We start from the raw sequence: 13,135 nt of genomic DNA, 5'->3' as shown, positions 1-13,135 counted from the left end.
GTCGGCTGGCGCGGGCGCGGGTGACCCTGCATGGGGTGGCGATGGCTTCCATCGCTCCCCGCCCGGCCGCCCAGGCACAGGGTTTCGCCGAACATCCGGTAACGCGCGAAGCTGCGTTGCTGCGGCTCGACGCGTTCCTGCCGCAGGCCGGGCTGGTCTATGCCGCGCGGCGCAATGAAGAGCACGGCGCCGGGCGCCACCATGCGGTTTCGCGCCTGTCCGCCGCCTTGCGCCGACGGCTGGTGAGCGAAGCCGAAGTCGTCGCCCGCGTGCGCGCCGCGCATGGCGAAAGCGCGGACAAGTTCGTCACCGAAGTGTTCTGGCGCAGCTACTTCAAGGGCTGGCTGGAAGCGCGGCCACAGGTCTGGGCCAGCTGGCGTGGCGACCTGCACCGGCTGGACCTGCGGCTGGGCGAGGACGACGGCTTTGCCGCACGCCACCTGGCCGCCTGTCGCGGCGAGACCGGGATCGACTGCTTCGACCACTGGGTGGAGGAGCTGGAGGCGACCGGTTATCTCCACAACTGGGCGCGTATGCAGTTCGCCTCGATCTGGGTATTCACGCTCGGCCTGCCATGGCAGCTGGGCGCGCGCTTCTTCCTGGACCGGTTGATCGATGGCGATGCGGCGTCGAACACGCTGTCGTGGCGCTGGGTCGCGGGCCTGCATACGCGGGGCAAGGCGTATCTCGCGGATGCCGACCGGATCGCGCGGATGACCGGCGGGCGCTTCAGCCCACGCGGACTTGCGACCGTGGCGCGCATCCCCGACGAACCGCCTGCGCCGGCTGCCGCACCGCCCCGCGCGCCCTTGCGCTGGCAACCGGGCGTGCCGACGGTGATCTGGCTGACCACCGAGGACCTTTCGCTGGAACTGGAGGCGGCGCTGGGCGATCTGGATGTGCGCGGCGTGGCCGTGCTGGCCAGCGACGGTGCCGTGCCGGCCGACAAGACCGCGCTGGGCGACGGGGTGCAACGCGCCGTGGCGCGCTGGCACTGTCCCTTCCGCGTCTGTTCGTCGGCCGAGGAACTGGCCGCATTCGCGCATGGCGAGGGCGCGGGGCAGGTGCTCACCGGGTTCGCCACGGTGGGCCCGGCGCTCGAAGCGTTCCCTGAAATAAAGCGCGCGCTGCGCCATGCGGGGCTGACGCTTGGGGAGCATCGCCGGGCGTGGGACGACCGCGCATGGCCCCATGCCACCAAGGGCTTCTTCGCGCTGAAGGAGAAGATCCCCCAGCTGATCGCGGCTGCGGGAATTCGCTGAGCGCTTCAGTCCAGCGCGTCGAGCGCCAGCGCCAGCGCGCCCATCGGGCCGGCGCGATCGCCCAGCGCGGGATGGGCGATGCGGGTTGCGACGCTGTCGGAGGTGACGAACGGCAGGTAGCCGGCAAGGCTTTCCAGCACGCACGCACGAATCGTCGGCAGCAGGCTCGCCCGCGCCGTGCCCACCCCCCCGCCGATCAGCACCGCTTCGACCGAGGTCATCAGGAACAGGGTGGCAATGGCATCGGCAATCTCGATGGCCACGTTCTGCCAGCCGGGGTGATCGTCTGGGATCTGGCTGCCATCCATGCCGAAGCGCGCGGCAAGGGCAGGGCCGCTGACCAGCCCTTCCAGGCAATCGCCGTGGAAGCGGCACACGCCCGCGAAATCATCGCCGGGTGCGCGGCGTACGCGGATGTGGCCGATTTCGGGGTGCATCGCGCCGTGCAGCGGCACGCCGTCGATCACGATGCCGCCGCCAAGTCCTGTGCCGATGGTGATGTAGCACAGGCTGGTAAAGCCGTGCTGCGCGCCGGCGCCCCAGCGATATTCGGCCAGCGCGGCGCCGTTGACGTCGGTATCGATCACCACCGGGCCATCGATACCGGCGTTCAGCGCATCGCGGATCGGCGCATCGGTCCAGTGAGGCTTGGGCGTTGGCAGCATGACCCCGCGCGCAAGATCCAGCGGACCGAACGAGGCAATGCCCAGCCCCGCGATCGGGGCAACTGCATGCCATTCGCGCAGGCGAGCATTGGCGGCGGCGAGCGTAATATCCGGCGCCTGCGTGGGGATCGAGACCTGTTCGACGATCTCGGTCCCGTTCGCCAGCACGAGGATGGTCTTGGTGCCGCCGAGTTCGACGCCTGCTATCCGGGGCTCCGCCATCTCTGCTCAATCCTGTTTCAGGCCTGTTTCAGGCTCGCGTGGTCTCCATCAAGCACGAGATGGAGGAACGGTGCGAAGGTTGCGCCGAAGCGGCGTACATCGCCGCCGCCCCAGTTGTCGACGAAGCTGGTGACGGAAAGCTCCGGCAGGACCATCCAGCTGTAGGCCTGCGCCGGCGCTTCGACCGGGTTGGCGAAGACGAGGCCGCTGCCGTTGAGCGGTGTCCAGGGGCCTTCGACGCGATCGGCGACCATGCCGTAAAGCCCGGTGGGGCCTATGGGTCCGGCGGGATCGAACACGTGCGCCTGCGTCGACCAGAACAGGTAGACCTTGCCGCCGTGGCCGACGAGGTGCGGGCGTTCGAGTTCGTTGTTGAGGCCATCGGCCGAGACGATCGGCGGCAGGAGCTGCCAGTCGTCCGGGCGGTCCGCCGCTGCCCAGGCGGCGCCGACCACGCCGTTGAAGGCGCTTTGCGATCCGGCGAGCGAGGCGGCGAACGTCAGCCAGTGGCGGCCATCGGCATCGCGGTAATAGGACGGATCGCGCCAGGCCTTGATCGTGCCGATGCCGCCACCCGCCGTGGTCGGCATGTAGTGGGCGGGATCGAGCGCGACGATTTCGGCAAGGTCGGTCCAGCCGGTGCAGCGGCCATCGGGTTCGAGCGTGGCGCGGGCGGAGAACATGCGCTGTTCGAAGGTGAGTTCGGCTTCGCCGCGACGGCCGGCGGCGGTGAAGTAGAGCGACAGCGCGCCGTCCGGATCGGCGATCGCGCTGCCCGACCATTCGCGGCTACCGGGCGAAAGGCCATCGGGCAGGGCGGGGCCGATTTCGTGCCAGGCCCCGTCGGGGGCGAGGCGGAACAGCGTGATGCGGGCGTGGCCGTGGCGTTCATCGGGATCGGGAAAGCGCGGCGCGGCGAGCGCCATCCACACTTGCGACCCATCGGCGAGGGTGAAGGGATGGCCATCGCGCCGCTGGATCGGCCAGGCATCCCAGATGTCGGTGCTGTCGGAGACCCGGGCAAAGTCGCCTTCGCGCAGGAGGGGGGCGCGGTCAGGCTCGACGCCGGCGTTGAGGTAGGCGTGGAGATGGCGGGCGCTCCACGGGGAGGGAGAGGACACGGCGGCTCCTGCCTTGGGTGCGGGATGAATTGAAAAAGGGGTGGCAGGCGCCGCCGAAGGGCATGGCGGCGCCTGCGCTGCGACCCGGGCTCAGAAGGTGTACTTGACCGAGGCCGAGATGGTGCGACCGTTGATCGCGCGGGCGCGGATGTAGTTGGTCGCGTTGTTGGTGATCGAACCTTCTTCCGCTTCGGTGAAACCGGTCGCGTTGAAGAGGTTGTTGGCGTTGACCGAGACTTCCACGTTCTCGACCGGGCGGACGTTCACGAAGGCGTTGACCTGCGCATAGGCCGGGAAGACCAGATCGTTGTTGTCCTGGGCATAGGCCTTGCTGGTGCCGATCACGTTGAACCCGACGCGGGCGACGTCGAAGTCGAGCGCGGGGGTGAACTGATAGATCAGGTTCGCCTGGCGGCGCGGACGGTTGCCTTCGTTGGCGGGGCTGATCGCGTCGCTGGCGATCTTGGCGTCGGTCCAGGTGGCGCTGGCGCGAAGATCGAAGATGCCCTGACGGTATGCCGCTTCGAGTTCGACACCGGTTGCCTTGTAGACGCGGCTGAAGAAGCGCTGGCTGGTCGCCTCGTAGTTCTGTTCCTGCGTCTTGGCGTGGAAGCCGGTGACGAACAGCGCGAACGGACCCGAACGATACTTCACGCCCAGTTCGTACTGGTTGACGAAGTTGATCGCATCCTGGCGGCGGACCGAACCATCGGGCTGGACCAGACCGAACAGCAGGCGATCGGCATTGGCGCGGCCGCCGCGGCTGGCACGGGCGAAGACGGCAAGGTCGTTGTTGACGCGGTAGTTCGCGCCCACCGACCACGAGGTGTAGTGGACGTTGTAGTTGACCGGCGAGGCACCGCCGTTGTTCATCACCGACACGCTCTTTTCGACCGGATCGATCACGCCGTTCTGGTTGACGTCGAGCACCGACTGCACCGCACCGGCATAGTCGCCGCGTGCCTTGACGCTGTCATAGCGGATCGAGGCGTCGAAGTTGACCGGGCCGACCTGCGCGCTGAACGCGGCATAGGGCGCGATGATGTCGTAATCGACGTTGTAGCTGCGGGTGCAGCAGTTGCCCCAGAAGGGCACGCCATAGGCATAGAGGCCGTTCGACGAGAGAACCTGGCCGGTGGCCTTGTCGACGACGTTGAGCAGGGCGGCGTTATGGCCCTTCACTTCCATCAGGAAGCTGTCCCACACCCAGTCCATGTCGATCGACTGGCGGGCGTTGTAGAGACCGGCGGTCAGCGAATAGTCGCCGAAGGTCTTGGTCAGCTTGAGATCGTTGGTGAACCCGCCGAAATCGTTGATGTCCACGTTGAACAGGTGGACGCGCATGGCAAGGCCGTTGGCGCCGCCGGTGAAGGCCGAGCCAGCGTTGGGGCCGGTCGCGTACTTGAGCGAATAGGCGCCGGTGGTGCCGCCCGAGAAGCTGCCGTTGGCAAGGTAGTTGCCGGTGCTGTCGGCGATGGACTGCGCCGAGCCGATCTCTGCCGGGAAGGGCGAGACGAAGTTGCCCTTGACCGACTGGTAGCGGAAGCGTTCTTCCAGCTTCAGCCCGTCGGCCACGTCGAACACCGCTTCGAGGCCGACCGCGTTGACCAGCGGGTGCATGCCGTCCTTGAGATCGGTGGTGCGGCGGTTGTTCTGGCCATCGAGTCCGAAGGCGCTGGTGAAGTAGGCGCTCTGGATCGTGTCCGACTTGATGTCGAAACCGTTGATCGAACCGAACTTGGGATCGCTGTTGGTGCCGGTGACCAGCGTGGGCATCGGCAGGTAGCTGATGGCCCGGTCATCGAGGTGCTTGAAGTACAGGCGGACGTAGCCCGAATCGAACTTGCGCGTCAGGTTCGCCTTGATCTGGTAGCCCTGGTTGGCGGTGTAGCCGGCATCGCGCGGGCCGTTGCCCGAACGCCAGAAGCCACCGACGTTGAACGTGGTCTTGTCGTCGATGTGGCCGCCGTAATCGAAATCGAGGCGGTAGTCGCGATAGTCCACGCCGGCCGTCGCCATGACGACGCCGCCGTCCTTTTCGCCGGTGTTCGAGATGAAGTTGATCACGCCGCCCGGCGCGTTCGAGGCGAGCGTCGAGGCGCTGCCGCCGCGCACCGCCTGGATCGAGGCGATGGTCTGGTCGGCGCGCAGGAAGATGTCGGCGTTGCCGAACGCGATATCGCCGAACTGCATGACGGGCATGCCGTCTTCCTGCAGCTGGAGGAACTTGGCGCCGCCCGAGGCGACAGGCAGGCCGCGCACGGCGATGTTGGCGTTGCCGTCACCACCGGTCGATTCCGAGCGGATGCCGGGGATCGAACGGAAGATTTCAGCCGTGGTGCGGGGCGCTGCCTGTGCGATGGCGTCGGCGCCGAGCGACGAGACGGAAACCGAGCTGTCGAGCTTGTTCACGGCGCGCGGCTGCGCGGTGACGACGATTTCGTTGAGGCCGAGCGGATCGGCCTTGGCGTCCTCGGCGCTGGCCGGCTGGTCGGCCGGTGCAGACTGAGCGAACGCTGGCGCGGCGAGCGCGCACAGAGCAACGGATGCGGTGAGCAAAACACGCTTCATGACAATCCTCCCATGCTGCCCGATGAAGGGCATCGGCGGCCGTTGAACGGACCGCTCGAGGGTTCAGCTAGCGCCATCAGCAATCGTTTGCAAGTCAAATAGCAATCGTTTGCGGATTGCCCTTAGGACCATCGCCCGCACGCACGGCTTTCAGCGCGTGAAGAGCGTTTCAACTCGACCCGCGTTCGATCAGCACGGGGTCCAGCAAGGCGGACGAAACGTCTTCCCCGGCGATTCGCTGCAGGACAAGGTCGACGAGTCGCCGCGCGCCTTCTGCAATGTCCTGGCGCACCGTGGTGAGTGGCGGAGTCGCGATCCGGGCAAGCAGGATATCGTCGAAGCCGACCACCGACATCGCTTCGGGAACGGCGATCCCGTGTTCGGCAGCGGCGGCGACGATGCTCATCCCGATGATGTCCGAGGCCGCGAATACCCCGTCCGGGCGATTGCCGGCGGCGAAGTATTCGCTCGCCGCGGCGAAGCTGCTTTCGGGGGTGAGGTGGATGGGCACGATCTCGGTCGACGCGCGCAGCTCTTCGGGCAGGGCTTCGAGGAAGCCGCGTTCGCGCGCGACGAATTCGGGCGCGTCGATGTTGCCGAAAAAGGCGAGGCGGCGGCGGCCACGTTCGAGCAGGTGGCGTGCCGCCAGCGCACCACCCGCGACGTTGTCGGTGCCAACTGTCAGGTAAGGCAGGTCCGCGTCCGAAGCGCCCCACACGACCATGTTGCGATAGGTCTTGCCGACGGCTTCGAGTACTGCGCCCTGATTGGACTGGCCGATCACGATCACGCCGTCGGTACGGCCCGACCGCACGAAATCGTCGAGCCAGTTGGCCCGATCGGGCAGCACGCGCGACATCAGCAGGTCATAGCCGCGTTCGGCCAGTTCATCGGCCAGATGGCCGAGCATCGCGCTGAAAAACGGGTCCGAGAGATGCTGGCCGCGTTCGTGGCCGAGCGGCAGCAGCACGCCGATCGCACCAGTGCGGCCCAGCCGAAGGTTCTGTGCCGACACGTTGAGCCGGAAGCCGTATTCGTCCGCCAGAGCACGGACGCGTTCGCGCGTCTTTTCGTTCAGAGTGCCCTTGCCGGTAAGCGCGCGCGAAACCGTCGACACCGACACGCCGGCAATGCGGGCCAGATCCGCGATGCTGCGCACGACAGGCCTGTCCTGTGTCTGCTCCCGTCCCTTCACGATCCGCCCTTGCTGCTGGAGGTTCTGGTAGGCGTCCTCAATTCGTCGCGCGCAGCTAGTACGAGTCGCTGGCGCAAGATCAACAAATTCCTTCGCAATTCCGTCGGCCGAAACACCCAATCCGTGAAAAGGATGGCAAAGCCTCCCGTGGAGGAGGGAACCATTGCGGCTCAAGAGCGTTTGCCCGCGAAATACCGTCTCTCTGCGCTTTTCGGTCCGCGGCAGTCGAACTCCGACGCGGCAAAAGGAAAACAATGCCCAATCCGCGTGCTCCGGCCGCTGCTCGCTCCGTGCTGAATGTCGCGCTCATCCTGCTGCTGGGGCTTACCTTCGCTGCGGACCTGGTCTTTCCGCTCGGCACGGCGGTGTGGGTCATCTACCTTGTCCCCACGGTCCTTGCGTTTCTGTCCGACCGCCCTTGGGTGCCGGTGGCGTCCGCGTTCGTTGCAACGCTGCTGACGATCGTGGGCTTCCATTTCGCGCCTGCGGGGATCGACCCCTCGGTCGCCATCGTCAACCGGTCGCTCGCCACCATCGTGGAGATCGCGCTGGCGGGGCTTGGCGCGCTGTTCATCCGCTATCGCAACGAGGCGATGACCCAGCAATGGCTGCGCGATGGCGAGGCTGGGCTGGCCAATGCGATCGCCGGCGAACAGGCACTGGACGATCTGGGCCGCGCCGCGCTCGGCTATCTGGTCGAGCGGATCGGCGCAGGCGCGGGGGTGATCTTCGTGCGCGATGGGGACGGCTTTCGCAAGCTGGCCTCGATCGGCGTGCCCGAGGGCATCGGGCCGTCGCAGCGGCTTGGCCGTGACGATGGCCTCGCCGGCCGGGCCGTCGCAGAACGGCGCGTGCTGCTGCTCGACAACCTGCCGCCAGGCTATTTCACCTACGGATCTTCCTTGGGCCAAGGCGAGCCGCAGCGCTTGCTGGTCGGGATCGGCGAGGTGGACGGCACGGTCAATGCTGTGGTCGAGCTCGCCCTGCCCGATGGCGGGGCGCTTGGCGGGGCCGATCCCGTCGCGTTCCTCGACCTGATCCGTCGCCAGCTGGGCCTTTCCATCCGCTCTGCCAAGTACCGCGCGCAGTTGCAGTCTTTGCTGGCCGAGACGCAGCAGCAGGCCGAGGAACTGCAGGCGCAGGGCGAGGAGCTGCGTGCCAACAACGACGAGCTGGAGGCCCAGACCCGCGCGCTGCAGCAGGCCCAGGCGGAGCTCGAGCAGCAGCAGGCCGAGCTGGAACGCAGCAACGTGCAGCTGGAGGAACAGACCCGCTCACTGGAAGCACAGCGCGACGAGCTGTCCCGCGCGCAGGCATCGCTCAAGGCGCAGGCTGGAGAGCTGGAACAGGCCAGCCGCTACAAGAGCGAATTCCTTGCCAACATGAGCCACGAATTGCGCACGCCGCTCAATTCGCTGCTGATCATGGCCCGGCTGCTGGGCGACAACCGCAACGGCAATCTAGACGAGGAACAGGTCCGCTTTGCCCGCACGATAGAGACGTCGGGCAACGACCTGCTAACGCTGATCAACGACATCCTCGACATCTCGAAAATCGAGGCGGGGCGGCTCGAACTGCAGCCAAGGCGCGTGCGCCTTGCCCCGCTGGTCGAGAAGATCGCCCAGACGTTCCGCGCTTCGGCAGAGAGCAAGGGCCTTGCATTGCGCGTCGAGGTCTCGGGCGAGGCACCGACCGAGATCGAGACCGATCCGCAGCGGCTGGAGCAGGTGCTCAAGAACTTCGTGTCGAACGCGATCAAGTTCACCGAGCGGGGCGAGGTGGCGATCATCGTCGGGCCGCAGGACAACCACCGCATCGCGTTTTCGGTGCGGGACACGGGCACGGGGATTCCGCCAGAACAGCAGGACACGATCTTCGAGGCTTTCCGCCAGGCGGACGGGACGATCAGCCGCAAGTACGGCGGAACGGGACTCGGCCTTTCCATCTCGCGCGAGCTGGCGCGGCTACTGGGCGGTGGGATCGCGCTCGATTCGGCGCCGGGGCAGGGCAGCACGTTCACGCTGGACCTTCCGGCAGCGTTCGACCCCGCAGCGGTGTTGCCACCCCCGCCGCCGACCCCGCGCCCTGACGCCCCGGCTGCGCCCGCGCCGGTCAAGGTAGCAAGGATTGCTCCGCAGAGAGTTCACGAGGAAGACGATCGCGAGGTCCTTTCGGGTGACGCGCGGGTGATCCTCGTGGTCGAGGACGACCCTGTCTTCGCCAGCATCCTGCGCGATCTGGCGCACGAGATGGGCTTCCAGTGCCTGCTCGCCGGGACGGCGGACGAAGGGGCGCTGATGGCGCGGCAATACGTGCCGCACGCGGTGATCCTCGACATGAATCTGCCCGATCACACCGGGCTTTCGGTGCTGGACCGGATCAAGCGCGACACGCGCACGCGGCACATCCCGGTGCACGTCGTGTCGGCCGACGACGACACCCTGCCCGCCCTGTCCAACGGTGCGGTGGGCTATCTGCTCAAGCCGGTACGCCGCGAAACGCTGGTCGACATGCTCGAAGGGCTGGAAGCGCGGATGGACCAGCGCCTGCGCCGGGTGCTGGTGGTGGAAGACGATGTCGCGCAGGCCGAAAGCGTGCGTCATCTGCTCGCCTCGCGTGCGGTGGAGACGATCGAGGCGCACAGTGCACAGGCGTGCCTCGAAAAGCTCGGGTCCGAGACGTTCGATTGCATGGTGCTCGACCTCAACCTGCCGGACATGCCGGGGCTCGACCTGCTCGAACGACTGAGCACCGACGAAAGCGTCGGCTTCCCGCCGGTGATCGTCTATACCGGCCGCGACCTTTCGGCCGAGGAAGAGCTGCGGCTGCGGCGCTATTCCAAGTCGATCATCGTCAAGGGCGCCAAGAGCCCCGAGCGGCTGCTCGACGAAGTGACGCTGTTCCTGCACCAGGTTGTCGCCGATCTTCCCGAGCCGCAGCAGAAGCTTCTGGCCAAGGCGCTGACCCGCGATGCCGCACTGGAAGGGCGGCAGATCCTGATCGTCGAGGATGACATCCGCAACGTCTACGCGCTGACCAGCGTGCTCGAACCGCATGGCGCGCGCGTGCGGATCGCGCGAAATGGGCTGGAAGCGCTGGCCGAGCTGGAAAAGGTGGCACGCGGCGAGGCACTGCCGGTGGATCTGGTGCTGATGGACGTGATGATGCCGGAAATGGACGGGCTGACGGCCACGCGCGAGATCCGCAAGCAGGGCCTGTGGCGCGACCTGCCGGTGATCGCCCTGACCGCCAAGGCGATGGCGCGGGACCAGCAGGACTGCCTGGACGCAGGCGCGAACGACTACCTCGCCAAACCGCTGGACGTGGACAAGCTGCTGTCGCTCGTCCGTGTGTGGATGCCGCGATGAGTTCGCTGGCCGAAACATCGACCGAGGACATCGAGCTGGACCTTCTACTCGAGGCGATCTGGCGGCGCTACCAGTACGACTTCCGCAACTATGCGCGCGAATCGCTGCGGCGACGGATGGACCGGGCGCGTACGCATTTCGGCTGCGCAACACTGTCCGAACTGCAGGACAGGGTGCTGCACGATCCGCTGGTGCATCCCACGCTGATGGGCTTCCTGACCATCCAGGTGAGCGAGATGTTCCGCGATCCGGCGTATTTCCGGGCCCTGCGCGAAAACGTCCTGCCGCATCTGCATACCTGGCCTTCGCTCAAGGTGTGGATCGCTGGCTGCGCCAATGGTGAGGAGTTCTGGTCGCTGGCCATCCTGTTCCGCGAGGCGGGCCTTGAAGACCGCACCATCTTCTATTGCACCGACATCAATCCGGCCGCGCTCGAAAAGGCGAAGGCTGGGATCTACGATCTGGAGCGCATTCCCGACTTCACCCGCAATCACCGCGCATCGGGCGCGCCGGGATCGCTTTCGGAATATTACACCGCTGCCTTCGGTGCGGCGCGGTTCGATCCTTCGCTGCGGCGCAAGGCGGTTTTTGCCGATCACAACCTGGCAACCGACGAGGTCTTTTCCGAAGTCCAGCTGGTGTCGAGCCGCAACGTGCTGATCTATTTCGACCGGCAGTTGCAGGACCGGGCGCTGGGCCTGTTCGCCAGCTCGCTTGGGCGCGGCGGCTTCCTGGGGCTTGGCTCGCGCGAGACGCTGCGCTTTTCGCGGCATTCGGACCTGTTTACCGATTTCGTGCCCGAGGAGAAGATCTTCCGGCGCAGCGCCGAAGACTGGAAGGAGCCCCGCGATGCGGCTGCCTGATCCGGTGCGCGTTCTTGCCGTCGACGATGTCGAGGAGAACCTGCGCGCGCTCGAGGCGCTGCTGGCGCAGGACGGGATCGAGGTGGTCAAGGCGCGCAGCGGTTTCGAGGCGCTGGAGCTGCTGCTCAAGGAGGATTTCGCGCTCGCCCTGCTCGACGTGATGATGCCGGGCATGGACGGCTTCGAGCTTGCCGAACTGATGCGCGGGATCGAGCGCACGCGCGCAGTGCCGATCATCTTCCTGACCGCGCTCGCCACCGACGAGCGCAAGCGCTTCCGCGGTTTCGAGGCTGGCGCGGTCGACTACCTGCTCAAGCCGGTCGATCCGGTGGTTCTTTCGGGCAAGGTGGCGGTGTTCGCCGAGCTGGCGCGGCAACGGCGCGAGCTTGCCCGCCAGCGCGACGAGATGGGGCTCGTTCTGGCGCGCCTGCGCGCGCACAGCGATAATTCGCCCCTCGCGATCATCGAGATCGATTCCGACCTGCGCATCATCACCTGGACGCGTTCGACCGAACGCATGACCGGCTTTTCGCGCGCCGACGTGCTGGGCTTGTCGCTGATGCAGGTGCCGTGGTTGCCCGAGGAAGCGCGGCGCGGCTTCATCGAGGCGATGCAGGCGCTGCTTGACCGCGGCGAGGCGAGCGAGACCTTGCATCACCGGCTGCTGCGGGCCGATGGCGCGGCTATCGATGGCGAGTGGTACTGCTCCTCGCTCAGCGAGGCGGATGGGCGCGGCACGCTGGCGCTGCAGGTGCTCGACGTTACCGAGCGGCGCCGGGCCGAGGAGACGCAGGCGCTGCTGGTGGGCGAGCTCAACCACCGTGTGAAGAATTCGCTGGCGACAGTGCAGGCGATCGCCACGCAAAGCGTGCGCCATGCTGCATCTCCGCAGGATTTCCTCAGCACGTTTACCGGCCGACTGCAGGCCCTGGCCCGCGCCCATTCGCTGCTGAGCGCAGCGACATGGGAAGGGGCGAGCGTAGGGCGTCTGGTCGAAGAGCAGCTTGCCCTGGGCGCGGTGGCCCCGGAACGGCTGGTGGCGTCGGGACCGGAAGCGCAGCTCGCACCCGAACCTGCGCTGCGTCTGGCACTGGTGTTCCACGAGCTGGTCACCAATGCGATCAAGTACGGCGCACTTTCGAATGGCACCGGCCGAGTCGACGTAACCTGGGAGACGCAGGACGGCAATCTGCTGCTGAACTGGCGGGAAAGCGGCGGGCCGCCGGTGCGCAGCCCTGAACGTTCTGGGTTCGGGACGCGGCTGATCGAATCGAGCCTGGGCGGCAAGGCCGTTGCCCAGTTCCATGCCGAAGGGCTTGAATGGGCGCTGTGCATGCCGCTGGCGCAGGGGGCTTCGTGCGCGATGCCGCCACGCACCGTCACCCGCGCCGAACCGGCTGGTGATCGCCTGCCGCTTGCGGGCTGCCGTGTGCTGATCGTCGAGGACGAGCCGCTGGTGGCGATGGAGCTGGAGATGTTGCTGGAAGATGCCGGCGCGACCCCGCTCGGCCCGGCGACGACCTGCGCCGAGGCGATTTCCGCCGCCGCGCGCCTGCAGCCGCATTTCGCCCTGCTCGACGGCAACCTTCATGGCGAGAAGGTCGACAAGGTGGCGTCGACTTTCGATGCGGCCGGGATCGGCTTCGCCTTCGTCAGCGGCTACGGACGCGAGCACCTGCCCGAGGATTTCCGCGACAGGCCGGTGATCGGCAAGCCGTTCGATCCGGCGCAACTGCTGGCGGTGGCCGGTCGCCTCGCCGCATCGATCGTTGTCTGACTGCGCAAGGAACCGAGTGGCGGTTGGCGCATTCAGGATGGACGTGAGCGCATGATGTAGACTTCAGGGGCGGCGGCAGAAATGCTGGCCG

8 protein-coding genes are annotated in these 13,135 nt (G+C 66.9%); 4 read left to right on the top strand and 4 right to left on the bottom strand.

The window, feature by feature from the left end:
• Positions 1-41: 41 nt before the first annotated feature.
• Positions 42-1,262, top strand: coding sequence for an FAD-binding domain-containing protein (locus AACH40_RS15165; protein ID WP_338643115.1), 1,221 nt, complete (start codon positions 42-44; stop codon positions 1,260-1,262).
• Between the two features lie 5 nt (positions 1,263-1,267).
• Here the strand turns inward: AACH40_RS15165 and AACH40_RS15160 are convergent, their stop codons facing one another.
• The 4 genes from AACH40_RS15160 to AACH40_RS15145 all read right to left on the bottom strand — a co-directional run bounded on the left by AACH40_RS15160 (position 1,268) and on the right by AACH40_RS15145 (position 6,991).
• Positions 1,268-2,149: an ROK family protein gene (locus AACH40_RS15160; protein ID WP_338643114.1), complete on the bottom strand. Its 882-nt coding sequence runs from the start codon at positions 2,147-2,149 to the stop codon at positions 1,268-1,270.
• A gap of 17 nt (positions 2,150-2,166) precedes the next feature.
• Positions 2,167-3,270, bottom strand: coding sequence for a glycoside hydrolase family 68 protein (locus AACH40_RS15155; protein ID WP_338643113.1), 1,104 nt, complete (start codon positions 3,268-3,270; stop codon positions 2,167-2,169).
• A gap of 90 nt (positions 3,271-3,360) precedes the next feature.
• The gene (locus AACH40_RS15150) at positions 3,361-5,841 is read right to left on the bottom strand and encodes a TonB-dependent receptor (RefSeq protein ID WP_338643112.1); all 2,481 of its coding nucleotides are present in this window, start codon (positions 5,839-5,841) and stop codon (positions 3,361-3,363) included.
• A 169-nt stretch (positions 5,842-6,010) separates the two neighbouring features.
• Positions 6,011-6,991, bottom strand: a complete 981-nt coding sequence (locus AACH40_RS15145) for a LacI family DNA-binding transcriptional regulator (protein ID WP_338646117.1) — start codon at positions 6,989-6,991, stop codon at positions 6,011-6,013.
• 299 nt (positions 6,992-7,290) lie between these two features.
• Between AACH40_RS15145 and AACH40_RS15140 the strand changes: the two genes are divergently transcribed.
• The 3 genes from AACH40_RS15140 to AACH40_RS15130 are packed head-to-tail and all read left to right on the top strand — an operon-like array spanning position 7,291 to position 13,044.
• Positions 7,291-10,404, top strand: a complete 3,114-nt coding sequence (locus AACH40_RS15140) for a response regulator (RefSeq protein WP_338643111.1) — start codon at positions 7,291-7,293, stop codon at positions 10,402-10,404.
• Positions 10,389-11,267 (top strand): CheR family methyltransferase, encoded by an 879-nt coding sequence (locus AACH40_RS15135; RefSeq protein WP_422394860.1) that lies wholly within the window; start codon positions 10,389-10,391, stop codon positions 11,265-11,267. The genes AACH40_RS15140 and AACH40_RS15135 overlap by 16 nt, the downstream gene beginning before the upstream one ends.
• On the top strand, positions 11,254-13,044 hold the full coding sequence (locus AACH40_RS15130; RefSeq protein WP_169491534.1) for a response regulator: 1,791 nt from the start codon (positions 11,254-11,256) through the stop codon (positions 13,042-13,044). The genes AACH40_RS15135 and AACH40_RS15130 overlap by 14 nt, the downstream gene beginning before the upstream one ends.
• Positions 13,045-13,135: the final 91 nt, after the last annotated feature.

It is taken from the genome of Novosphingobium olei (assembly GCF_037076535.1).
Classification (GTDB): domain Bacteria; phylum Pseudomonadota; class Alphaproteobacteria; order Sphingomonadales; family Sphingomonadaceae; genus Novosphingobium; species Novosphingobium olei.
Note: the sequence above shows the minus strand (reverse complement) of the source record. Positions and strands in the feature narration are given on the sequence as shown.